Source organism: Chromobacterium sp. CCUG 30098 (genome assembly GCF_059916605.1).
Map to the genome: position 1 here is coordinate 14,678 of NZ_JAUCGS010000018.1, position 23,445 is coordinate 38,122.

Genomic DNA, 23,445 nt, shown 5'->3' on the forward strand with positions numbered 1-23,445 from the left:
CAACGCTCAATCCGGATACGGCGCGCTCGCCGCGCCGGCGTGCGCGGCGTCCGCGGCCTGGTAGTTGCAGGGTTGCGGAGGTTTGAACGAAGGGGTGGGCAGACTGGTGCTGGCCGGCCCGCTCCAATCGTGGTTTGCGCCCTTGAAGCTGACGGTGCCGGGCGCATGCAGCTCTATCTTGCCGTCCTTGATCCGCACATAAGCGCCGCCGCTGGTCAGCAGAATCTCCTTCTTGCCGTTCCACAGCTGCTGGCCCTTGATGGCGGTGATCTTGACGTCCTGATCGCCGGTGACTTCAATGCTGTCGCTCTGCGCTTGAAGCTGCACCTTGCCCTTGGCCGCGATCAGCTTCAGCGCCACCTTGTCCTTCACCCCGGCGACGAACAGGCTGATGTGCTGGCCCACGTTATGGAGCCAGCGCCGGCCGCTGGTCTGGTTGGTGTCGCGCTGCGCCACCAGGTCCAGATTGGTGCCGGCCGCCACGGTCTGGCTTTGCTGGCTCAGGCTGGCGATGCCCGCCGGCGCGGACAGCACGATCAGCGGTTGTTGGCCGGCTTGGTCTTTTGCGGTCTTGCCGTCTTTGTCGGTGTTGCTGCCGGCTTCCCAGGCTTTCAGCGCGGCGGCCTGGTGTTGCAGGTGGCCTTCGGTTTTCTTGGCGGCTTTGGCGTTGTCCGGACCGATTTCCTCCGGCCCGGTTTCCATGGTGTCGGCCTGCTGGCCGGTCGCGGTTTCGCCCAGGCTCTGGCTCAGACCCAGCGCCGCGTCCAGCTGGCTTTGCGCTTGTTCGCGCGCCAGTTGTTTGCCCCCAGCGCCGTTCTGCGCTTCGGTGCTCAGCAGCAGGCCGTGGCCGGCGCGGATGGCGCCGTGGCTGTCGGTTCTGAGTTCGAAGCCGTCGCCGCGCGCTTCGGCCTTGCCGTTGCTGCGCGGGTGGGTCAGGAAGCCCTGGTTGAGCTGGGTCTTGCCCGGTTCACTCGATAGCTTGGTTCTGACTTCGCCGGGGGTGTCGTCGAACAGCAGTTCGTTGTACTGGCCGCCCTGGTGTTCCTTGGATTTGATGCCGGACAGGGTTTTATTCGCCGGCAGCGCGCCCGCGCCGCTGAAGTCCGGCGTCGGGTGGCTGCCGTTGTAGAGCACGCCGGTGATCACCGGGCGGTCGATGTCGCCTTCAATGAAGTCGACCAGTACTTCCTGGCCGATGCGCGGGATGAATTGATGGCCCCAGCCGGCGCCGGCGCTGGGCATCACCACGCGCAGCCAGCAGGAGGATTTGTCGTCCATCCCAGCGCCTATGCTCGGATGTTCGTCCGGCCGCTGCCAGTGGAATTGCACCTTGATGCGGCCGTGCTGGTCGGTGTGGACTTCTTCACCCTGGGGGCCGACCACGGTGGCGGTCTGCACGCCACGGGATTTGGGCTTGGCCAGTTCGGTGTGGGCGTAGGCCGGGGTCAGCGGCACGCCGCGGCGTTGGGCGTCGAAGTCGGCGCGGAAGGGTTGGGCTTCCTTACCATCCTGGAAGGCTTTGAGGTCCGCCGGCAGGTTGTTGCGCGCGCTTAAAGCTTGGCGGGTGACGACGAATTCGCGTTGTTCGCTGCTGTCGCCGTCGTGGGCCGGGTGGTCGTCCAGGCGGAACCACTGGCCGGCGGCCAGGCCGCGCACCGAACCGCCGCCGCTGAATTGCTTGGCGTTCAGGTCATGCGCCTGCTGGCGCAGCTGGGCGTAGTGGCTGAGCTGGTCGGCGTCGCCGGCGTAGTACAGCGATTGCGGGTCGTAGTCGTGCAAGGAGGATTGCAAGGCCTTGCCGTTCTGGCCCTGGTCGATGCGGCTGTCGTCGCCGCGGTGCTGGGTCTGCACCGGCTGATAATCGAAGCTGGCCAAAGCCACCGCGCCGGGCACGATCTGGCGTTGGGCATTCCACTCGGTCAGGCCGTCTTCGGCCTCGGTGGCGTCGCTGCGGTGGAAGCGCACCCGCTCGACGCCGGCCGGCGGCAGGCTGTAAGGGTCGTCGAAGGCAACCAAGCGCACTTGTGGCGTGTCGCCGTCCAAATGGTCGAAACGCCAGGCGTAACCCTCTTCGTGCAGCAGGCGCACGATGAAGTCGTAATCGCTCTCGCGGTATTGCAGGCAGTAGCTGCGCGGCGACGCCGGGCCGGTCTTGAAGTCCTGGGCCTGGACGCGGGCGAATACCGGATTGGCCTGCTGATGCTCGCTCAGAATCTGCGTGACGATGTCCGGCACCGATTGATCCTGGAACACCCGCGAGCTGACGCGGTGACGCAGCAGCGCGAACGGCGGTTCAATGGTCAGCTGATAACGGCTGAAGCCGCCGTCCGAGCCCAGGCACTCGGCCTTGGACACCACGCCGCAGCGCAGGCTCTCCGCGCCGGCGGCGTCGAGGATGCCGAGCCGGGCCGGCAGGCCGAGCAGGCTCTTGAGTTCGATCTTGCCGTCCGGAGACAGGCAGATGAGCTGGTAGGCGTAAGACCGGGACACGCCTTCTTCGCCGGCCAAACTCAGCGGCAGCAATTGCTCGGCCGCCACGCTGCCGTCGCCCAGGCTGAGGGTGAGCAGGCGCTGGTCCTGGTTGAAGGCGGAGGCGAAGCTGGCGAGCAGGGTGCTGGGGTCCATGGCGTTAACCTGATTCAAATCGACTGCGCAATTGGCGAGTCCTTAAGCAAACCGTGCGCGGCCGCGCCGGGTTTGCTTAAGCACCCGAAAACGCCCGGCCGCCCGCTTGCGCTGGGCGGCCCGGCGCCGAGATTCAGTTGGCGATCAGACGCACCGCGTGCAGCTGACGCTCGGTGTCGTAACGCACGGTGATTTTATTGGCCGGCACGCCGGCGTCGCTCAGGAACTGCTTGACGGCGATGGCGCGGGTTTGCGCCGCGGCGCGGGCATTGCCGATGTCGCCGCGGTAGCAGTGGCCGCGCACCAGGATGGATTTGGCGGTCTTGAGCTTGGGCAGCAGCAGTTGCAGTTGAGCCTCGCCCACCGGGGACAGTTTGGGGCTCATTTTTTCAAACGGGATCAGGTTGGGGTCTATGGCCATATTGGCGGCCACGGCCTTGTCCAGCGCGGCCTTCTCTTCCGCCGCCTTGATCACGGCGGGGTCGTTGGAGGCTTGTTGAGCGTTAGGATTGGTCTTGCAGCCCACCAGCGACAGGGCGAGCGCGGCGACCATCAGCAAACGTTTCATAGCATTACTTCCCGGATTGACTTTGACATGGGTAAAGGACATCCCGGAGCCCGCCGCGGCCAATCGGCGCGCGGCGGCCCCCGGGGTGCCTTAGAGTCTGTTCAAAGCCCGGCGGTCACGAGCGAAACAGGGCGAAAACAGCGGAAGAAACGGACTGGCCCTAGGGCGCATGAGCATTCCGAAGCGGTACTCGCCGTGCAAGGTCTCGCGCACGCGGCGGACATTGAACAGATTCTTGCAACCCGCCCAGGGCAGTGGGCGGGTTGTCACTTCTTCGCTACTGAGACTTAGGCGATCGCTTTGTTGGCGGTCAGGTCCCAGCCGGAGCTGACGTTACCGCCGCCGGCGCCGTCAGCGCGTTTCTGCTGGGTGTAGGTCCACTTGATCTTGCCGTAAGTGAAGCTCACTTTTTCGCTGGGGAAGCCGTTGTCGTTGGCGGAACCGTGCGGCTCAACCTTGGCGATCAGGACTTGTTCCATCTTGATCTCCATGTACTTCACCTTGTCACCACCGGCACGGCACAGTTCGATGGTGATTTCCTTGATGTGCTGGCCCTTGCAGCAGGCTTCGTAGATCTTCGGGCTGGCTTTGTCCAGGAAGTGGGTGATTTCGTAAGCGGCGTGGTTCACGCGCTCGGCGGTGGCGCCGCCGGCGGAGCTGGCGGTAGCCTGGGCCGGCTGTTCCAGTTTGTGGGCAAAGGACTGGATTTCGATCCAGTCTTTGTGCTTGTCGTCGCTGCTTTCGCCAGGAATACCGTCAATTTTCAGGAATGCATCAAAAGCCATTTACTTCTCCTTAGAACAAAGGTCAAAAATTGGAGGCGAGCCCTCCCATTCCAAAAGACGCCCGCGCCCGCCGCCGCGCCGGAACCCGGCGGACGCGCGCAGGCTCTCCAGCCTTAACCCGCCGGCTGCGGCAGCTCCGCCACCAGACGCAGGGAAATGGTCAGTTCATCCAGCTGGAAATGCGGCCGCAAGAAGGCGGCGGCGCGATAGACGCCCGGTTTGCCCGGCACTTCCACCACGTCGACGCGCGCTTCGCGCAGCGGATATTTGGCTTTGGCTTCCTGGCTGGCGGAGTCGTCCAGCAGCACGTATTGCGCCAGCCAGGTGTTCAGGAAGTCCTGCACGTTCTGGCGCGAGGCGAAGCTGCCGATCTTGTCGCGCATGATGGATTTCATGTAATGCGCGATGCGCGATACCGCGAAGATGTAGGGCAGCTGGGTGGACAAACGCGCGTTGGCGTTGGCCGAATCGGTGTTGTAGGTCTTGGCCTTCTGCACCGATTGCCCGCCGAAGAAGGCCGCGTAGTCGGTGTTCTTGCAGTGCACCAGCGAGATGAAACCCAGATCGGACAGCAGTTTTTCGGTGCGGTCGGTGATCGCCACTTCGGTGGGGCACTTGAGCGCCACTTCGCCGTCGTCGGTCTTGAAGGTGTGGGCCGGCAGGCCTTCCACCAGGCCGCCGCCTTCCACGCCGCGGATGGCCGCCAGCCAGCCGTATTGGGCGAAGGCGGAGGTCAGGCGCGCGGCGTAGGCGTAGGAGGCGTTGGTCCACAGGTATTTTTCGTGGGTGCTGCCGTCCACGTTTTCCTCAAAGTCGAATTCCTCCACCGGCACATTGTCGCGGCCGTAGGGCAGACGGCCCAGCACATGCGGCAAGACCAGGCCGACGTAGCGGGAGTCTTCGGATTCGCGGAAGGATTTCCACTTGGCGTATTCGACGGTGTCGAAGATCTTGGCCAGATCGCGCGGCTTGCCCACGTCGGTGAAGCTCTCCAGGCCGAACAGGCCGGAGGAAGCGGCGGTGATCAGCGGCGCGTGCGCGGAGGCCGCCACGTGGGACAGTTCGTCCAGCAGGTAGAAGTCTTCCGGGTGGCGGGTGAATTCGTAATCGCCCACCAGGCCGGCGTAAGGCGCGCCGCCGAAGGTGCCGTATTCTTCTTCGTAGATTTTCTTGAACAGCGCGCTCTGGTCGAACTCCGGCGCCGCCTTGAAGTCCTTGACCAGGTCTTTCTTGGAGGCGTTGAGCACCTTGATCTTGAGCATGGTGCTGGTTTCGGACTCCATCACCAGGTATTTCAGGCCGCGCCAGGAGGCTTCCAGCTTCTGGAAGTCGTTGTGGTGCATGATCTCGTTCAGCTGTGAGGAGATCAGCGCGTCGATTTCGGCGATGCGCGCGTCTATGCTGGCGGACAGATCGCGCGATACGCTGACGCTGCCTTCCAGCACCTGGTCGACCAGCTCGCCGATCAGGTCGCGAGTGTGGCCCTTCTCGTTGTCGTTGGTGGCGACGCGGCTTTGCTCGATGATGGAGTCGAGCAGGCTGCCTGCCGCCGCCGGGGCTGCGGCCGCGCCGGCCTCAAGTTGTTGTTCTGCGCTCATCTATCACTCTCCCGCTTTGTCCGGATGCGCGGCCTGGCTGATCGCCTTCAGCTTTTCCGTATCGCGCACCACTTCATCCAGCAATTCTTCCAGCTTGTCGTTGCCCGCCATCTTGTTGCGCAGGTCGGCCAGGCGCTTGCGCGCGTCCAGCAGCTTTTTCAGCGGCTCGACCTGATCCACCACGTTCTGCGGCTCGAAATCCGCCAGTTCGTCGAAGTTCAGCTCCATCGCCAGCTGGCTGCCGTCGTCTTTCAGCTTGTTGTCCACCTTGATGGCCAGGCGCGGCGCCATGCCCTTGAGCACTTCGTCGAAGTTGTCACGGTCGATCTGAACGAACTTGCGTTCCTTCATCTTGGGCAGCGGCTCCTTGCTGTGGCCGGAGTAATCCCCCAGCACGCCCAGCACGAAGGGCAGTTCCTTGGTTTCGATGGCGTCGCCGATTTCAACGTCGTAGGTGATCTGCACGCGCGGCGGGCGTACCCGCGACAGTTTTTTCTGTGTGCTTTCTTTGGCCATGATGGTTCTCTCTCAAGTTCACAAAGCTCTGATTGGAGCGGCCTCGGCGAATGTCGCCGGCCGCTCCGGTGTTACGCCACTACTCAGGCCACGCTGCGCGACAGGCTGGACGCCACCTCGCGCAGCTGCGCCACCGAAATGGACGGATCGTTCAGCCTCCGCCCCAGGATGTAAGCCGCTTCGGCGTAGGCCTGGTGGTTGCGCCACGGCGCGTGCGGCTCGGCCACGTCGACGATGAAGCGGGCGTCCAACTGCCCTCCCCAGCACTGTGCGACGATCTGTTCGTTCAAATCTCCCGGCAGCAAGGCCAGGAAGCGGCCTTCCGGCCGCTGAATCAGCAGGCATTGCTCCGCCTGTCCCGCCTGGCCGGCGGTGGCCGCCTGGTACAGCGACAGCCAGGTGGCCGCGGCCAGCATGTCTTCGCCGTCGCGGTCCGGCAGCGGCAGCAGATAAGTCTGCGCCGTCAGGCTGCCCTGGAACTTGCGCAGCAGCTGATGGTGGAAGGTGAAGGCCAGCAGCACCGTCTCCAGGTCCGGCAGCCCGCGGCCGCTCAACAACCGGCTCAGGTGGGAGGCCGGCGTCACGCTCAGATGCCGTTCCAGCAACTGCTGCGCCAGATCCAGATCCGCCACGGAGGAGATGCCGAACAGCGACTGCTCCTCCAGGAACTGGCGGCAGGCCAGCATTTCCACCGCATTGTCGATGGCGCTGCTCAATTGCTCCTTAAGGCCGGAGAAGAACAGTTCGTTGGCCAGCATCAGCACCGACAACGGCGGCAAGGCCGCGTCGCAAGGCATCAGCGAGGCCGCCACCAGCGGGTAATTGCGGCCGCTTTCGTCGCGGCTGGGCTGCATCACGCCCAGCGACAGCCACATCTGGTCGCGGCTGCGCAGCACGAAGCTGGTGCCCGGCATCGCGCGGTAGCGCTCCACCGCCTCCGGGCCGGATTCCAGCCCGCCCAGGCTTTGCGCCAGCAGCTGGTCCAGCTGGGTGGCCGCCGAGTGGGTGGCGTTGACGCGGACGAAATCGCCGCGGCGCGGCAATTTGCCGAAAATGCAGAATTGCGGAGGCGTTTCCTGCGCCCGCTTGAAATTGAACGCCATGACTATGTGTCTCCCTTAAAGCGTCACGCGCTCAGGCAAGGTCAGCTTGTACAGCTTGTTCAGTTGCAGCGGATTGACGCCGCCAACCATGCGGAAATTGAATTTCACCGTCTGCGCTTCGCCGTCGGCCTTGCGCAGGTTCCAGGTGAGCTGGGCGGAGTCCGGGCTGTCCTGGCTGACCTTGGCGCTGGACAGCAAACGCATCAGGCCCATGCGGCCCGGCTGGTTGCCCACCACGCTGCTGGCGCCGCTGTAGGACACTACCTGGATGCGGGCGCCGGCGTTCTGGCCGTTGCCCGGCCAGGTGAACGGCTGCCAGGCCTGCGGGCCGTTGCGGTAGCGCAGTTCCTGGCCGTCCACCTCGAACACGATTTCGGACAGGCCTGGCGTCGGCGTCGGCTGCAGTTCGAAACGGGTGTTCTCGCCGTCTTGCAACTGGGCGTTGGCCAGCGCGGACAGGCTGCTGACGCTGGACAGGAAGGCCGGGTTGAACTTGACCCCCATATTGCCCCAGGCGCGCGGCACCAATTGGTCGCCCTTCTTCTGCACCAGGCCGTTCAGGTATTTGTTGATGAATTTGTCCAGCGTGCCGTCGTTGGCTTTGACGAAGCGGCTGATCTCCGCCACCGAGGCGCTGTTGCTGGAATCCGCGAACGGGTATTTGCCGGCCAGCTGCTTCCACTGCGGCAGCACTTCATTGGCCCAGGCCTGGTTGATGTCGTTGGCCACCGGTCCCAGCAAGGCGTTGTAGGACTGGGTCAGCGGACGCACCAGCATGGGCCTCACCATCTCGCCGGTTTCCGGCGTGACCTGGCTGAGCAGAGTGTTGTCGACGAAGGAGGCGGTGTCGCCCAGCTCCGAGCCGGAACCGCCCAGGGTCGCCTGCAAGGCGGCGCGCGCCTGCGGGCCGGGCTCGTCTGTGCTGGAGATCGCCGCCAGCTTGGCTTTCAGCTTGGCCAGCTGATCCAGGTAGGCGTTGATCGGCGGATTGTCGCCCTTGACCAGTTGGGCGACGCCGGCGAACTGGCGGCCCACTTCGCCGTACAGCTTGGCCTTGTCCGCCTGGGCCGGCGCGCTGCCGCCCTTGAGGAATTCCGCGGTTTTTTCCAGCATCGACTGCTTGGCGTTTTCCAGCGAGCGGTTCAGCTCGGACGGATTGTCCCAGGCCGTCTCCATCGCCGCGCGCGCCAGCACCAGCTTGATAGGCGAGCTTTGCTTGTCGGACAGCCGCGCCATCGCGGAGGCGGACTGAGCCGGGTTGCTGAAGTCGCGGGTGGTGACGCCGATCAGGAATTTCTTCCAGGCGGCGGCGTATTGGCCGCGGTACAGGGCTTCCAGCGCGGCGCGGTTTTTCTCCACGTCGCCGTCCCGGCCCAGATTGTCCTGAGAGGACGAGGCCAGCACCCAGTCGTCGCTGCGGATTTCGCCCTTGCTGGCTTCGTCGATCGCGGCTTTGACGTAGCCGTTCCAGGCTTCGCGGGTGTAAGCCCCCTCCACCATCTGGCTGCCGGCCATCACGTCCAGGTCGCGGTTGTCCAGGATCCGCGCCACGGTCAGCGGCGCGAAGCGGGTGTTGGCGCGGGCCTTGATCTCATTGAACACCCGCTCCTGAGCGGACAGGCGCTTGAAGGAGCCGCGCAACACCTCGCGCGCCTCGCCCACCACCTTGGCGTTGTTGTCGATCAGCGGCAGGTCCGCTTCCTTGATCTGGCTGACGTAGAAAGCCACCAGCTTCTCGGCCACCGCCATCACCTCTTCCACCGAATACTGGCCGCGCTGGCTTTCCAGGTAAGGCCGCCAGTAGCGCGGCAGCTGGTCGATCAGATGCGCTTCGTCCATGCGCTTCTGCTCGTGCAGCATCAGATAGGTTTTCAAGGCGTTGTAGCTGGCGTCCAACTGCTGCGGATTGCGTTGCGCAGCGGCGGTCTCACCTTGCGCGGCGGAAGCTTCCAGCTTGGCCGTGGTGGCGCGTTGCGGCCAATCCAGCGCGCTCAAGTTGATATTGGGCAAGCCGCCGCGCGGCGCGTGCTTTTTAGGCTTGGGCTTGAACGGCGCCGGAGCCGGCGCGGCCGGCTTGGGCGGTTCGCTCACCACCGGAGCGGGCGCGGGCGTCGGCGCGGGCGCTTCCGGCTTCAGGGCCACCAGCGTGGTTTCCAGATTGCGCTGCACCGGGCGCAGCATCGCTTCCTTCAGGCCGGCGAAGTACTCGCGGCGCAGTTGCGGCTCCAGCTCCTTGCCCTGGTACAGGCCCAGGCCCACTTGCCACGGCGCGCCGTTCTTGCGGTAGGACTGCAATTCCTCCAGGCGCTTCTGCAGGATCTGCAGCGAACGCAGCTTGTCGTACAGCTGCCCGCTGGCGGCCAGCTTTTGCGCCTGCGCGCGCTCGGCCTTCACCTCGTCCAGCAAATGCTGGTTGCCGATGAAGGACCAGGTCCAGAAGCTGGCCAGCGCGGCCAGCGACAACACTCCAGCGGCCATGCCGAACAGACGCCAGCGGCTGCCGCTGGGCTTGGTCTGCCGGGAGATCAGGTGTTGATCCTGGAACAGCACGTCGCGGAACAGATTGCGCAGGAAGTAGCTGTAAGACGCCGGCGCCTGCTTCATCTCCTGGCCGCCCTGGCTCAGGTCGAACTGGCCTTGCACGCGATTGGCGGCCACGATGCGCGGCACGCCCTCTTGCAGGGCGCTGGTGAAATAGAAACCGCGCAGCAAGGGCCGCGCGTGGTAAGGGTCTTCTTCGTGCAGCAGTTTGACGAACTTGACCACCGCCTCTTTCAGGCCGTGGAATTCGATGGGGAAGGCGAAATGGGCCGGCTTGACCTGATCGCCGCGGTACTGGATCAGTTTTTCCTCGCCGGCCTGCACCAAGCCGCGGTACAGGAGCTCGAACTGCTGGCCGGTCACATTGGCCACGTCGAAGCCCGTGCCCTGGTCCGCGCTCAGCGTCGCGCCCCAGACCCTGGCGCGGTCCTCGTCGCTGGCGTCCTGGAAGAACTGGGCGAAACCGCCCAAGAGGTCCAGCTTGGTGAACACCAGATAAATGGGCACCAAGAGGCCGAAGGTGTTGCAGACCTCGTGAATGCGCTCGCGGATCTGGCGCGCGTACAGGGTGAAGCCTTCGCTATGGTGCTGCGCCAGCTCCGGCAGGCTGATGGCGATCAAGATGCCGTTGACCGGCGCCTTGGCCCGGTGTTTTTTCAGCAGCTTGAGGAATTCCAGCCACTCCACCCTATCTTCGCTCTGGGTGGCGTAGCGGCCGGCGGTGTCCAGCAGCACGCCCTCGGTGGAGAAGAACCAGTCGCAGTTGCGGGTGCCGCCCACGCCCTGGATGCCGCTCTTGTCGCTGAAGGGGAAGGTCAGGCCGGACTGCAGGATGGCCGAGCTTTTGCCCGCCGCCGGGTGGCCGATGATCATGTACCACGGCAGCTCGTACAAGGCGGCGCTGCCGCTGGCGCTGCCCAGCTTGGATTTCTTCAGGGTGTCGATCGCCCCCAGCAGCCGCTGGCGCAGCAGGGTGACCTCGGCGCGCTTGTCGGAGCTGGCGTTGATGACCGCCTCGTCCGCCTGCTTGCGCAGCATGCGCTCAAGCAGGCCGCCGGCGCGGCGCGCCAATACCTGGCCCACCAGCAGGGTCAGCACCCAAAACAACATGACGCCGATAATCCAGCCCAAACGGGCCTCCAGCGACTCCAAGCCCAACCACGGCCCCAGGAACCAGATCAAAGCGATCAGGATCAGGAACCCGATTGCCGAAGCCACTTTGGCGTGACGCAGCCAACCTTTCATAAACACCCACCACCTTCTTTTAAACCGTTATTTTTTGAGCAGGGACTTCAGCGAGCCTGAGCGCTCGATATGCCCGAAGTCCTTGAAGCTCCAGTTGCCGCCCCAAGTCAGGCCGGCCGCCGTCGCCTCTTCCCCCAGCGCGTTGTAAGCCTGCATCGCCCAGGGATCGCGTTCCGATATCACTACCTTGCCTTCGCGGATCGGCGCCAAATCCACCGCCAGGCCGTATTGATGCTTGCTCTGTCCGCCTTTGGCCTTGGTCACCAGCGTGGCCTGCCCGGCCAGCGAGTCCTGGCGCTCCGGGCTGCGATAGCCTTCCAGCAGCACCATGGGGAAGCCCCTGGCCTTCATTTTTTCCATCACCCGCAGCACCACCTGCACAAACTCCGGATTCAGCTTGCTCCAGTCCCGGTCCGCATGGCCCAAGCTGGGCCGCTCCGCTATGACGTTGACAAAAGCTTCCGGCGGAAGCGGCGGCGGGGGCACCAGTTTTTCTTCCAACAGCGTTTGCTTAATTCTTATGCCCTGCGCATATTCTGCCGCTTCGAACTCGGGACTGCGATGAAAACGATTCAATTTCAGCGTGATCGCCACCGCCAGGGCCACCAGCAACAGCGACACCACCGGCAGCCACACCCGCCAGTAACGCGCGGCGGCGCTGGGCGCCCGGCGCGACGCACGCAAAAAAGCGGCGCTCACCGCCCGCTTTTCAGTCAGTGTTTCCGGCCCTGCGGCCATGGCTCCGGCCAAAGCCTCCGCCCCAGGCAGAACAGGCTTTGGCGAGCGGCTCCCTTCCAAGATGCGGGGCTGTCCCAAGAAGAATTTCCAGCCCAGCCAGGACAGGAGCAAAACGATGCCAAGCACCAGGATCGGCAAGATATAGTTCAAATGCATTTTGACGCGAGACGATAAATGACATTACAATTTAAATCAATAGCTTGAGCTACCCGATCTCTGATTTTAACCGCCGTATGCAAATCAATTTGCGACGGAGCATGCATTCCAATTAAACCAAAAATTTGGGATACTTTCGATAGCAGATAGTCACAAATCCAATCGTTAGGAACCGCCGTCATGATGAAAAAACGCCCCAGCTGGCAACGGGCCCGCGCCCTATTTTACGCCATCGCCATAGCCTCTCTGACCGCTTGTTCCAGCACCAAGACCATCGACATCAAAGCGGAAGGCAGCCCGTCGCTAAACCGCGACGCCAAAGGCAAACCGCTGTCCGTGGTGGTGCATGTCTACCAGCTCAAAAACCAGCAGGCTTTCAACCGCCTGACCATGGAGGCCCTGTCCAGCGGCAAGCCTGAATCAGAACTGCTGGGCGACAGTCTGATCAACAGCAAAGAACTGACCTTTTTGCCAGGTGGTAAAGTGACGCTAGAAGACGTCACCATTGAAAAAGACGCTCAGTTCATCGGCGTCGTCGGCTTTTTCCGCCGTCCGGACGCCCACTTCTGGCGCCTGTTGTACGACGCCGACGCCGTCCGCAGCAAAGACCTGAGCTTCCGCGCCGCCGATTGCCACCTGGAAGCCATCAAACCCAAAGCGTTGACCCTGCCCGGCCAGCCCGCGTCCGCCAAGGCGGACTGCGCCGGCAGCCGAAACTGAAGCCTGCTGCGGCGCCGGGCCGACGCTGAAAATTAACAAACTCTTTTGCATGACAAGGGCGCCGCTCTTGCTGCAAAATGTCGCGCATTTTAGCGATCGTGTACACAGTTTGAACAGGGTGTTATTACCGGATGCGGGCCGTTCCGGCCATGACGTGGCTCAAAGCCCGTGCGCTTCTTCGCCCGCGGCGGCCAGGCCCGGCTGACAAGCCGATGAATTTCCAGGCGCAATTGAGATTGAAGTAGATTTCCAGACAAGGTGTATCAGTAATGCAACAAGCCAAACGAGTGCTCTGGGGCGAAGGCATGTTCCTGCGCCCGCAGCACTTTCAACAGCAAACCCTCTTGCTGGAGCAGCACGTCGCCGCGCGGCAGCAACTGAGCCAACGCCACGGCTGGGGCCTGCAACACATCGTCTTGGACGAGCAGGCGCTCAAGGGCGGCACCGTCCGCATCGACGGGCTGTCCATCCTGTTCCGGGACGGCACGCTGTTCCAGGCGCCGGCCAGCGCGCCGCTGCCGCTGTCCCGCGATCTGAACACCTTGCCGCAAGCCGGCATCAAGACCACGCTTTACGCCTGTCTCGCCCATATGCAGCCTTACGGCGGCAACACCCGCAACGGCGAGCTCATGTCCCGCCCCACTCGCTTCCAAAGCGCCAGCGCGGAAGTGGCCGATCTCTACACCCAGGCGCTGGACGCCGATCTGTCCACGCTGGAGCTGGACGTGCGGCTGATGATCGAGGAAGAGAACCGCGACGGCTACGACGCCATTCCGCTGTGCCGGCTGGAAAAGGACGCCACCGGCCAATGGGGCCTGGGCGGCGGCTTCATTCCCCCGCTGGCCACGGTGGAAGGCTCGCGCGAGGTCAGCCACATGCTGCGCCGCCTGCTGGACATCCTGCTGGTCAAGAACCAGGCGCTGTCCGGCGGCCAGCGCGAACGCGCCAAGAACGTGATGGAGTACAGCTCCAGCGACATCAGCTCCTTCTGGCTGCTGCACACCGTCAACCGCAACTTCGCCAAGCTGCGCCACCTGTCGCTGTCCAGCCCGCTGCATCCGGAAGAGCTGTATCTGGCGCTGGCCGAATTCTGCGGCGAGCTGCAGACCTTCTCCACCCATTACACCCTGTCCGACATCCCGGCCTATCGCCACGACGACCTGCACGCCGTACTGGCCGCGCTGGACACGCAGATCCGCGAACTGCTGGAAACCGTGATCTCCTCGCGTTACGCCATCATCCCGCTGCATTCGCCCAAGCCGTCCTTCTACATCGGCCGGCTGGAAAGCGACCGCCTGCTGGAGAACGTCGATTACTACCTGTCGGTGCAGAGCGAACTGCCTGCCAGCCAGATCATCGACAGCGTGCCGCTGAAGATGAAGATCGGCGCGCCGGACGACGTGGAAAAAATCCTCAACTCAGCCATGCGCGGCGTGGCGCTCAGCCATGCGGCGCAAACGCCGTCCGCCATTCCGGTGCGCGTGGGCAACCACTATTTCGCGCTGGAGCCGCACGGCGAAATCTTCGGCCGCATGCTGCAATCGCGCAGCATCTGCATCTATATGCCGCAGACGCTCTCCAACCTGACGCTTGAACTGATCGCCGTATTCCGCTGAGGCCGCCATGAACCAAACCGCCGCAACTCTTCAAGAACGCCCGCTGGCCGTAGCCTCCGCCTCGGCGCCCACCCTGCGCGAAATGCTGGAAGACGGCATCTACCTGCTGTTCCTGCTCCGGGACGGCAACGCCCCCAGCAGCGCAGTGGAGTTCAACCGCCGCGTCGACCAGTTCCTGAACCAGTACGAGCGCAACGCGCGCAACTTCGGCAAGGACCAGAACGCCATCAACCACTCCAAGTACGCGTTTTGCGCCTTGATGGACGAGATCATTCTGTCCTCCGAGTTCGACATCCGCGACGAATGGGAGCGCATGCCGCTGCAACTGCGGCTGTTTGGCGAGCATCTGGCCGGCGAGGGCTTCTTCAACCGCCTGGAACAACTGCGTCTGGACCCGGCCGCCCATATCGAGCCGCTGGAAGTGTTCTACACCTGCCTGTTGCTGGGCTTCCAAGGCAAATACCTGCTGGAAGGCCAGGAAAAGCTGGGCTACCTGACCCACAAGCTGGGCCAGGAAATCCAGCAAGTGCGCGGCGGCAAGGCCGAGTTCGCGCCCAACTGGCAGCTGCCGCAACGCTTCCAGGCCTTTGTCCGCCATGAACTGCCGCTGTGGCTGTACTTCGCGCTGCTGGCGGTGGTGGGCGCCGGCATCTTCGTCGCCTACCGCTGGCTGCTGTCCAACCAGCTCCAATCCATTTTCGGCCTGTAAGCCATGCAGAGCAGCCGTCACGCCCAGATCCTGCCGTCGGTGCTGGACCGGCTGCTGGACGACCAGCCGGACAACAGCCACGGCGCGGAAACCATGTTGTACGAACTGCCGCAGATCAAGCGCTCGCTGGCGCGGGATCTGGAAGCGCTGCTGAACACCCGGCTCGCGCCCTTGCAAGAACTGTTCGACATGTACCCGCAGGCCCACGACAGCATGTTGAGCTTCGGCATTCCGGACCTGTCCGGCATCAGCCTGCTCAATCCGCAAGACCGGGAACTGCTGCGCGAGCAACTGCGCCGCGCCATCGAAGTGCACGAGCCGCGGCTGTCCCGCGTGCGGGTGAACCTGGACGCGCCGCGCGAGATGGAGCGCCACCTGCGCTTCCGCGTCGACGCGGTGCTGAAAGTGCATCCGCACCGGCCGCCGGTCACCTTCGACGCCACCCTGCAACTCTCCTCCAACGTTTACAAGGTACAAGGCTGACCCAGCCTGACAGCGCCCCATGGACCCCAGCACCCTGCTCGCCAGCTTCGCCTCCGCCTTCAACCAGGACCAGCGCCTGCTCACCCTCAGCCTGGGCGACGGCAGCGTGGCGGCCGAGCAATTGCTGCCGCTGAGTTTGGCCGGCGAAGAAGGCGTGTCCCGGTCTTACGCCTACCAGCTCACCTGTTTGTCTCCGGACGGCAAGATTGAACTCAAGAGTCTGCTCGGCCTGCCGGCCCGGCTCGGCATCCTGGACGCCGCCGGCGCGGAGAGCCTGCGCTGCGGCGTGGTGTCCAAGGCCGAGTGCCTGGGCTCGGACGGCGGCTTCAGCCGCTACCAGCTGACCATAGAGCCGCCGTTCGCGCTGCTGCGGCACCGCATAAGCTCGCGGGTGTTCCAGGATCAGTCGGTGCCGGACATCGTCACGCAGATCCTGAGCGAGCATCAGCAGGCCAATCCGGTGTTCGCCCGCGTGCAGGCCCAGGACTTCAAGACCGGCCCGGCGTCGCCGCGTAGCTACTGTCTGCAATACCGCGAGAGCGATTACGACTTCATCGTGCGCCTGCTGCATGAAGAGGGTTACGCCTGGCGTTTCGACCATTTGGACGGCGACACGCCACAAGTGCGCTTGGTCGCCTTCGACGACCCTTACAGCCTGCCGCCGGCTACGGTCGAGCGAGTGCGCTTCCACCGCAGCGACGCCACCGAAGCCGAAGACGGCCTGACCGAGTGGAACGCCCAACGCCAGATCGTCCCCGGCGCGGTGGCTTTGGCCAGCTTCGACTACCAGCCTGTCTCCACCCAGCACAGCGGCGACGACAGCCGCATCGATCAGGGCCAGAACGGCAAGGCGCTGCAATCCTCCTTGCACGACTACGACCCGCAATCGCTGTACTACGCCGGCGACGCCGACCAGCTCAGTCATTACGCCCAGCTGCGCCAGCAAGCGCATGACCTGAATGCTAAGCAATTCAGCGGCGGCGGCTCGGTGCGCGGCCTGGCCGCCGGCCAGTGGTTCCGCCTGGACGACCATCCGGCCCACGACGGCGACAGCAGCGAACAGCGCGAATTCGTCGTCACCCGCCAAACCTTAAGTGCGCGTAACAACCTGCCGGCCGACCTCAAAGCGCTGGCAAAAGCCGAGGACGCCCAACCCTTCCGCGCCGACTTCGACGCCCAGCGCCGCGGCGTGCCGCTGACCCCGGCCTACGCCCACACCGAACTGGCCAAGCCCAAGTCTCGCGGCGTGCAGACCGCCACCGTGGTGGGACCGCAAGGAGAAGAAGTCCACACCGACCAGCACGGCCGCATCAAGGTGCAATTCCACTGGCAGCGGCCGGAAGAACACCCGAGCATCGGCGCGGGGATGGACGACAAATCCTCCTGCTGGCTGCGGGTGGTGATGCCCAGCGCCGGCGCCGGCTGGGGCCACCAATTCATCCCGCGCATCGGCCAGGAAGTCTTGGTCGACTTCATCGAAGGCGATATCGACCGCCCGGTGATTACCGGTGTGCTCTACAACGGCAGCCACCCGCCGCCGGACTTCAGCGGCGCGGGCGCCTTGCCGGCGAACAAGACCCTGTCCGGCATCAAATCCAAAGAACACCAGGGTGGCCAGTACAACGAACTGCTGTTCGACGACACCCCCGGCGAAGTCCGCGCCAAACTATCGAGCGAACCCGGCAAAACCCAACTCAACCAAGGCTTCCTCACCCAGCCGCGCAGCAACGGCAAGGCCGAGCCGCGCGGCGACGGCTTCGAACTGCGCACCGACAACCACGGCGCCATCCGCGCCGGCCACGGCCTGCTGCTGAGCACCGAAGCGCAGAACGGCGCGTCCGGCAAACAGCTGGCACGCGAACAGGCGCAAAGCCAGCTGGACGCGGCCTTGGCCCTGAGCCAAAGCCTGGGCGACACCGCCAGCGGCCAGCAGGCCGACACCATGGAAACCGGGCCGGAAGAAATTGGCCCGGACAACGCCAAAGCCGCCAAGAAAACCGAAGGCCATCTGCAACACCAGGCCGCCGCCTTGAAAGCCTGGGAAGCCGGTTCCAACACCGACAAGGACGGCAAAACGGCGAAAGAGCAGGCCGGCCAGCAACCTCTGATCGTGCTATCGGCCCCAGCCGGCATCGCCAGCCTGAGCCAGCAAAGCCAGACCGTGGCGGCGGGGACCAATCTGGACCTGGTGGCGCAGCGCGACACCAACCAAACCTCGGGCCGGCGCTGGCTGCATAACGTGGGCCAGCACATCAGCCTGTTCGTGGCCGGGGTCAAGGATCAGATCGCGCTGAAGCTGATCGCCGCCAAGGGCAAGATCCAGATGCAGGCACAGAGCGACAGCATCGAGGTGACCGCGGACAAGGATGTGACCGTCACCGCCTGCAAGGGCAAGGTGGAAATCGCCGCCGGCCAGGAAATCCTGCTCACCAGCGGCGGCGGCTATATCCGGCTCAAGGGCGGCAATATCGAAGTGCACTGCCCGGGCGAAGTCAGCGTCAAGGGCGCCAGCCACGCGCTCACCGGCCCGGCCAGCCTCAGCACGCCCACGCCCACCTTCAACAAGCCGGGCATGGGCAATCTGCAAGTGATTCACGATTTCGCCAACGGCTACTCCATGGATCAGGGCAAATTCGTGCTCACCGACGCGCTGGGCGTCAAGCACAGCGGCGTGCTGGACGCCGCCGGCAAGGCCATGGTCAACGGCCTGCCCACCGGACCGGCTCAAGTGCAGTTCCTGGGCCGTCCGCACAAGAGCGAGGCGGACATCTTCCCCTTTGTGCCGCAGCCGGAAGCGGCGCTGCAAAAAATGGGCGCCGCGGTGCAGCAGCAGGCCATGAGCCAGCTGGGCAGCCTGGTGGGCAAGGCGCTGCCGCCCGGCGCCGCCGGCCTGGCGCAAAACCTGGCCCAGGCCAAAGGCGCCGTGGACCAGGCCAAAGCCATGGCCTCCCAAGCCCAGGCAGCGCTGCAACAAGCGCGCGACATCAAACAACTTGCCTCCGGCGCGTCCCTCCCCGCCGCCGCCGGCATGATCAAGAATATCGTTTAAGAGCCCTCCTCCGACATGAGCACCGCAGCCCAAGCCAAACCCGTCGCCGTCATCAACGGCACGCCGCAAAACGCAGCCCAGGTCATCCAGCAAACCGGCAAGACCTTCGATCAATGGCTGCAAAGCATCAGCGACGGGCATCTGTCGGTGGACAGCCTCAAGACCATAGGCAGCGCGGTGCCCATTGTCGGCAACCTGATCTCGGTGGGCGATGTCATCGTCGACCTGATGGAGATGTCGGAAAAGAGCAAGAAAAAACAGGAAGTCGACGTCTTCGACTGGCTGTTTCTGGGCGTGGACCTGGTGGGCGTGGTGCCGGCCGCAGGCGGCCTGTTCAAAATGGGCGCGCGCCCCACGCTGAAGCTGTGCGCCAGCAGCGTGCGCCGCGCCGGCGGCGACTGGCTGAAAATGGAGCTGTCCGCCTCGCTGACCCAAAAAGTGGCCAATATGTTGCCGGCCGACTTCCGCAATATGCCGGACCAATGGGTCAAGCACGTAGACAGCAAAATGCAGAGCACGCTGGAAACCTGCGGCGGCAAAGGCAAGGTCATCATCTCGGACCTGGCCAATCTGCTGATCAGCCTGGGCTCCGGCAACTTCAGCGGCTACGTCAAACAACACGTGCCGCAAGCGCCGGTCAAATACCATCTGGAGAAAACCAATAAGCAAGGCTTCTGGGCATCGGTGGGCGCGGAACTGGACGCGCTGAACCGCGCCGCCGCCAGCGCCAAGAAAGAAGCCGCCGCCGGCATGACCGTGGCCGCGGCCAAAGGCATAGACATGGCGCTGAAAGGCAGCGCAGCCGCCCGCATGATGCTGAGCCTGGGCCGCACCCTGCTGGCCTGGGCCGGCCAGCTCACCGCCAAGCTGCTGTCCATGTACTCCAGCCACCTGAAGCCCTTGCTGAACAAATTGCTGGCAGCCTTCCTCAAGCACCTGCCCAAGAAGGCCGCCGCGGTGGCCAACAAAGTCACCAACAAGGCCAAGAAAGGCACCCAGCAGCTTTATCAGGAGGTCACCAGCCGCTTCAAGGGCAAGATCAAGCCGCCGCCCAAATGCGCCTGCGCCGCCTCGCCCAACAGCATCGGCTACGTGCTGGGCGAAGAATCGCTGCAACATACCGACTTCAGCCTGCCCGGCGTGCTGCCCATCATCTGGACCCGTCAATATCGCTCCAACTTCGACGGCAACGACGCCCGCGGCGATCTGGGCGCGCGCTGGGGCGTGGCTTATGGCGCGCGCTTCGACATCGAAGGCGAAGCGCTGAAGCTCCACGACGACAGCTGCCGCACCCTGGACTACCCCTTGCTGCCGGTGGGCGAATCCCTCAAGGACGAGCTGGAAGGCTTCACCCTCAGCCGCCTATCCGACACCCTGATCTCCCAGACCTACGGCCACGATCTGGTGCAACTATACGAACGCCACGGCGACAGCTTCCGCCTGGCGCTGATCAAGGACCGCGCCGGCAACAGCATCGCGATGAACTTCCGCGACGGCCGACTGATCCAGCTGCTCAGCAGCGCCGGCTACGTGGCGGACCTCAGCCACGACACGCGCGGCCGCATTGTCCGCATCAGCCTGCAAAACCCGGAAACCGGCCTGCCGCTGCGCACGCTGGCGCAATACCAATACGACGACGCCGGCCCGCTGGCCGCGGACGCCGGCGACCTGCTGGCCGCCAGCGATGAAAACGGTCAAAGCTGGAGCTACCAGTACCAGCACCACCTGCTGACCCGCTACACCGACCGCACCGGCCGCGGCATCCATCTGGAGTGGGACGGCAAGCACCTGGACGCGCGCGCCGTGCGCGAATACGCCGACGACGGCAGCCAGGACATCCGCCTGGCCTGGGACGACAATATCGACCTCACCTACGTCACCGACGCCTACGGCCGCACCACCGAGTACTACTTCGACGACAAGGGCTACAACTACCGCATCATCTACCCGGACCACAAGGAAGAATGGTTCGACTACGACGCCCAGAAAAACCTGGTCAACCACATCTACCCGGACGGCTCGCAAGACAGCTTCTCCTACGACGACAAGAGCAATCTGGTATTGCACGAGCGCCGCGACGGCAGCGAAGTGGCCTTCGCCTACGACGCCCAGGACAATCTGGTGGAGATCACCGATCCGCTGGGCGAAAAATGGCTGCGCGCCTACGACGACAAGGGCCAGTTGATCGAGGAAACCGACCCGCTGGGCCACAAGACCAAATACGCCTACAACGAACAGGGGCTGCCGGTGGCCATCACCGACGCCAAGGGCGGCAAGAAGCAGATTGCCTACCGCCCGGACGGCCTGCTGCAGAGCTATACCGACTGCTCCGGCAGCGCCACCCAATGGCAGTACGACGAACGCGGCCGCTCGCAGCTGATCATCGACGCCATGGGCAGCGCCACCCGCTATCAATACGCGGCCAACGGCACGCTGCAGGCCATCGTCCTACCGGACGGCCAGGCCACGCAATTGGAGCACGACGCCGAAGCGCGCCTGCTCAAACTCACCGACCCGCTGGGCCGCGCCACCCATTACGACTACGACAAAGCCGGCCGGCTTCAGACCCGCACCGACGCCAACGGCCACAGCCTGGCCTACAAATACGACAAGCTGGGCCGGCTGACCGCGCTGCGCAATGAAAACCACCGCCAGTATCTGTTCGAATACGACGCCGGCGGCCAGCTGATTTCGGAAACCGGCTTTGACGGCAGCCCCACCCGCTACCACTACAACGCCGCCGGCCAGCTGGAAAAACAACAGGAAGGCGATGTCGCCACCCTCTACCGCTACGACGGCGCCGGCCGCCTGATCGAACGCAGCGCGCCGGGCAGCCTGGAAAGCTTCGGCTACGACCCCGCCGGCCGGCTGTACCAGGCCAAGAACCGCTACGCCAGCCTGCGCTGGATTTACGATCCGGTGGGCAATGTCATAGAAGAACACCACGGCTACAACGTGGCCGGCGTCAAGGAAACCTACCGCTGGCAGCATGAACACGACCCGCTGGGCAACCGCGTCGCCAGCGTGCGCCCGGACGGCCGCCGCGTGGACATCCTCAGCTACGGCAGCGGCCACGTGCACGGCCTGCTGTTCGGCCAGCGCGACATCGTCAACCTGGAGCGCGACAAGCTGCACCGCGAAACCCAGCGCGTGCTGGGTAATGCGCTGCAACAGCACCAGAGCTACGACAAGGCCGGCCGCCTGGCCAGCCAGCGGTTGATGGGCTCCACCCAGTGGAACCGCCAATACCAGTACGACGTCGCCGGCCAGCTCACTGGCATCGCGGACAGCCGCGCCGGCCAGCTCAACTACCGCTACGACCCGGTGGGCCGCCTGCTGGAGGCCGCCACCCCCAAGGGCGTGGAAAGCTTCCGCTTCGACCCGGCCGGCAACCTGCTGGACAACGCCCCGGCCGCCGACGGCCACCAGGACAATAGCCTGCTGGGCAACCTGCTCAGCCAGTACGCCGGCCGCCACTACCGCTACGACAGCCGCGGCAACCTGGTGGAAAAACGCGTCAACGGCGCGCTCACCAAGCTGGAATGGGACAGCCACAACCGCCTGTCCCACCTGACCGCGCCGGACGGCCAACGCACCGACTACCACTACGACCCGCTGGGCCGCCGCATCGCCAAAACCCAGGCCGGCCAGACCACGCTTTACGGCTGGGACGGCGACGTGCTGGCCTTTGAAACCCGGGACGAACAAGCGGTGCATTATCTGTTTGAACCGGACAGCTTCGTGCCGCTGGCCCAAGTCCACACCGAAGCCGTGCGCGGCGTCAAAGTGCCGCGCTGGAGCCAGCACCGCCCCTATGACTCGGACCTGGACCCGCTGCGCAAACCCGCGCCGGAACCTAGCGAACCGACGGCGGTGTACTACTACCATACCGACCACCTGGGCACCCCGCAGGCGCTGACCGACGAACAAGGTGCGCTGGCGCTGGAGATGGACTACCAGGCCTGGGGGCAAGCGCGCGAAATCATCGCCGACGCCGCCAGCAAGGCCGGCATCCGCAACCCCTTCCGTTTCCAGGGCCAGTATCAGGACCAAGAGTCCGGGCTGCACTATAACCGCCATCGCTACTATGATCCGGAGATCGGGCGGTTTATTTCGCGGGATCCGATTGGGTTGATGGGTGGGATTAATATCCACAGTTATGCGCCGAACCCAATTGAGTGGGTGGACCCATTTGGCCTATCCAAAGCTTCCTCTTCGGCAGGAAGAAAACAAGCATCTGACAAGCCCAACCAGAATGCTAAATGTCCTTGTCGAAAAAAATGGGAAGTAAATAGATTCGACCGTGTATGTGCAGGCAATGTCCCAGGAGTTGGCCATGCTAAATACCTCAGAGACCCATCAACCGGTATGTGGTGGTCTGAGGATCAAACTGGCCATGGGAATAGTGCGTGGAAGGTGTTTGATAAAAATGGCACCTGGGTTGCAGATGCTGACGTTTACGGTGACTATATGAATAAGCACAAGAGCGAAGTTGGAAAAAATATCAACTTCAACTCCTTAAAATGCAAGGATTCAAAATGATCAACTCGGCCGAAGAATTTATTGCTTTACGAGACAGTGAAAAAAAAGAAGAATATGACAGGTCCGCACAAGAAGAAGCCCCAAACCATGTATGGATAGATATTATTAACCGTTTTCCTGAGTATCAAAAATGGGTCGCACACAACAAAACAGTACCTCTTGAAATACTAGAAGAGTTATGCAAACACGGGCCAGAAACAAGACAGTTTGTTGCCACAAAAAGAAAGCTATCTAAAGAGTTATTTTATTTGCTTGCAAATGATGCTGAATCAACAGTACGTCAAGCAATTGCAGCAAACAAAAAAGCACCAATCGATATATTAAATTTTTTAACAAATGACAATGATGAAGATGTAGCAAGTGTCGCAAAATACAATATCCAAAACAGATAACTTCATACAAAGAGAAAATAAATTTGTGAAAACATGAAAAACGCCCCCCAAAAAAAATA

General features: G+C 63.4%; 15 protein-coding genes. 7 read left to right on the top strand and 8 right to left on the bottom strand.

Annotated features, from left to right (window positions below; genetic code table 11):
- Positions 1-6 precede the first annotated feature (6 nt).
- The 8 genes from QUG03_RS22675 to QUG03_RS22710 form a co-directional block, all read right to left on the bottom strand.
- The gene (locus QUG03_RS22675) at positions 7-2,625 is read right to left on the bottom strand and encodes a type VI secretion system Vgr family protein (RefSeq protein WP_500821065.1); all 2,619 of its coding nucleotides are present in this window, start codon (positions 2,623-2,625) and stop codon (positions 7-9) included.
- 133 nt (positions 2,626-2,758) lie between these two features.
- Complete coding sequence (locus tag QUG03_RS22680) at positions 2,759-3,193, bottom strand: OmpA family protein (protein WP_158274210.1); 435 nt, start codon at positions 3,191-3,193, stop codon at positions 2,759-2,761.
- A 287-nt stretch (positions 3,194-3,480) separates the two neighbouring features.
- Positions 3,481-3,978 carry an Hcp family type VI secretion system effector gene (locus QUG03_RS22685; RefSeq protein ID WP_043640831.1) on the bottom strand — a complete coding sequence of 166 codons (498 nt, stop codon included), beginning with the start codon at positions 3,976-3,978 and terminating at the stop codon, positions 3,481-3,483.
- A gap of 113 nt (positions 3,979-4,091) precedes the next feature.
- Positions 4,092-5,576, bottom strand: coding sequence for a type VI secretion system contractile sheath large subunit (gene tssC / locus QUG03_RS22690; RefSeq protein WP_107798026.1), 1,485 nt, complete (start codon positions 5,574-5,576; stop codon positions 4,092-4,094).
- A gap of 3 nt (positions 5,577-5,579) precedes the next feature.
- Positions 5,580-6,092: a type VI secretion system contractile sheath small subunit gene (tssB, locus tag QUG03_RS22695; protein WP_107798025.1), complete on the bottom strand. Its 513-nt coding sequence runs from the start codon at positions 6,090-6,092 to the stop codon at positions 5,580-5,582.
- Between the two features lie 83 nt (positions 6,093-6,175).
- Positions 6,176-7,195: a type VI secretion system-associated protein TagF gene (gene tagF / locus QUG03_RS22700; protein ID WP_500821066.1), complete on the bottom strand. Its 1,020-nt coding sequence runs from the start codon at positions 7,193-7,195 to the stop codon at positions 6,176-6,178.
- A gap of 15 nt (positions 7,196-7,210) precedes the next feature.
- Positions 7,211-10,981 (bottom strand): type VI secretion system membrane subunit TssM, encoded by a 3,771-nt coding sequence (gene tssM, locus QUG03_RS22705; RefSeq protein WP_253315662.1) that lies wholly within the window; start codon positions 10,979-10,981, stop codon positions 7,211-7,213.
- 27 nt (positions 10,982-11,008) lie between these two features.
- Positions 11,009-11,857, bottom strand: a complete 849-nt coding sequence (locus QUG03_RS22710) for a M15 family metallopeptidase (protein WP_253315661.1) — start codon at positions 11,855-11,857, stop codon at positions 11,009-11,011.
- A 198-nt stretch (positions 11,858-12,055) separates the two neighbouring features.
- Between QUG03_RS22710 and tssJ the strand changes: the two genes are divergently transcribed.
- The 7 genes from tssJ (at position 12,056) to QUG03_RS22745 (ending at position 23,386) form a co-directional block, all read left to right on the top strand.
- Positions 12,056-12,595 (top strand): type VI secretion system lipoprotein TssJ, encoded by a 540-nt coding sequence (tssJ, locus tag QUG03_RS22715; RefSeq protein ID WP_107798022.1) that lies wholly within the window; start codon positions 12,056-12,058, stop codon positions 12,593-12,595.
- 269 nt (positions 12,596-12,864) lie between these two features.
- Positions 12,865-14,211 (top strand): type VI secretion system baseplate subunit TssK, encoded by a 1,347-nt coding sequence (tssK, locus tag QUG03_RS22720; RefSeq protein ID WP_107798021.1) that lies wholly within the window; start codon positions 12,865-12,867, stop codon positions 14,209-14,211.
- A 7-nt stretch (positions 14,212-14,218) separates the two neighbouring features.
- Positions 14,219-14,920: a type IVB secretion system protein IcmH/DotU gene (icmH, locus tag QUG03_RS22725; protein ID WP_081548565.1), complete on the top strand. Its 702-nt coding sequence runs from the start codon at positions 14,219-14,221 to the stop codon at positions 14,918-14,920.
- Positions 14,921-14,923: 3 nt separating this feature from the next.
- A complete protein-coding gene (gene tssE / locus QUG03_RS22730) occupies positions 14,924-15,403 on the top strand; it encodes a type VI secretion system baseplate subunit TssE (protein ID WP_048416125.1) in 480 nt (159 codons plus the stop codon).
- A 19-nt stretch (positions 15,404-15,422) separates the two neighbouring features.
- Positions 15,423-18,452, top strand: a complete 3,030-nt coding sequence (locus QUG03_RS22735) for a type VI secretion system Vgr family protein (protein ID WP_500821067.1) — start codon at positions 15,423-15,425, stop codon at positions 18,450-18,452.
- A 15-nt stretch (positions 18,453-18,467) separates the two neighbouring features.
- A complete protein-coding gene (locus QUG03_RS22740) occupies positions 18,468-22,994 on the top strand; it encodes an RHS repeat-associated core domain-containing protein (RefSeq protein ID WP_500821068.1) in 4,527 nt (1,508 codons plus the stop codon).
- The gene (locus QUG03_RS22745; protein ID WP_500821069.1) at positions 22,991-23,386 is read left to right on the top strand and encodes a hypothetical protein; all 396 of its coding nucleotides are present in this window, start codon (positions 22,991-22,993) and stop codon (positions 23,384-23,386) included. The genes QUG03_RS22740 and QUG03_RS22745 overlap by 4 nt, the downstream gene beginning before the upstream one ends.
- Positions 23,387-23,445: the final 59 nt, after the last annotated feature.

What these genes read in the sequence shown, in the direction of transcription:
- tssJ (WP_107798022.1), top strand. Translation starts at nt 12,056, where the DNA reads ATGATGAAAAAACGCCCCAGCTGGCAACGGGCCCGCGCCCTATTTTAC.
- QUG03_RS22685 (WP_043640831.1), bottom strand. Translation starts at nt 3,978, where the DNA reads ATGGCTTTTGATGCATTCCTGAAAATTGACGGTATTCCTGGCGAAAGC.
- QUG03_RS22745 (WP_500821069.1), top strand. Translation starts at nt 22,991, where the DNA reads ATGATCAACTCGGCCGAAGAATTTATTGCTTTACGAGACAGTGAAAAA.
- tagF (WP_500821066.1), bottom strand. Translation starts at nt 7,195, where the DNA reads ATGGCGTTCAATTTCAAGCGGGCGCAGGAAACGCCTCCGCAATTCTGC.
- tssM (WP_253315662.1), bottom strand. Translation starts at nt 10,981, where the DNA reads ATGAAAGGTTGGCTGCGTCACGCCAAAGTGGCTTCGGCAATCGGGTTC.
- icmH (WP_081548565.1), top strand. Translation starts at nt 14,219, where the DNA reads ATGAACCAAACCGCCGCAACTCTTCAAGAACGCCCGCTGGCCGTAGCC.
- tssE (WP_048416125.1), top strand. Translation starts at nt 14,924, where the DNA reads ATGCAGAGCAGCCGTCACGCCCAGATCCTGCCGTCGGTGCTGGACCGG.
- tssK (WP_107798021.1), top strand. Translation starts at nt 12,865, where the DNA reads ATGCAACAAGCCAAACGAGTGCTCTGGGGCGAAGGCATGTTCCTGCGC.
- QUG03_RS22675 (WP_500821065.1), bottom strand. Translation starts at nt 2,625, where the DNA reads ATGGACCCCAGCACCCTGCTCGCCAGCTTCGCCTCCGCCTTCAACCAG.
- QUG03_RS22680 (WP_158274210.1), bottom strand. Translation starts at nt 3,193, where the DNA reads ATGAAACGTTTGCTGATGGTCGCCGCGCTCGCCCTGTCGCTGGTGGGC.
- QUG03_RS22735 (WP_500821067.1), top strand. Translation starts at nt 15,423, where the DNA reads ATGGACCCCAGCACCCTGCTCGCCAGCTTCGCCTCCGCCTTCAACCAG.
- QUG03_RS22740 (WP_500821068.1), top strand. Translation starts at nt 18,468, where the DNA reads ATGAGCACCGCAGCCCAAGCCAAACCCGTCGCCGTCATCAACGGCACG.
- tssC (WP_107798026.1), bottom strand. Translation starts at nt 5,576, where the DNA reads ATGAGCGCAGAACAACAACTTGAGGCCGGCGCGGCCGCAGCCCCGGCG.
- tssB (WP_107798025.1), bottom strand. Translation starts at nt 6,092, where the DNA reads ATGGCCAAAGAAAGCACACAGAAAAAACTGTCGCGGGTACGCCCGCCG.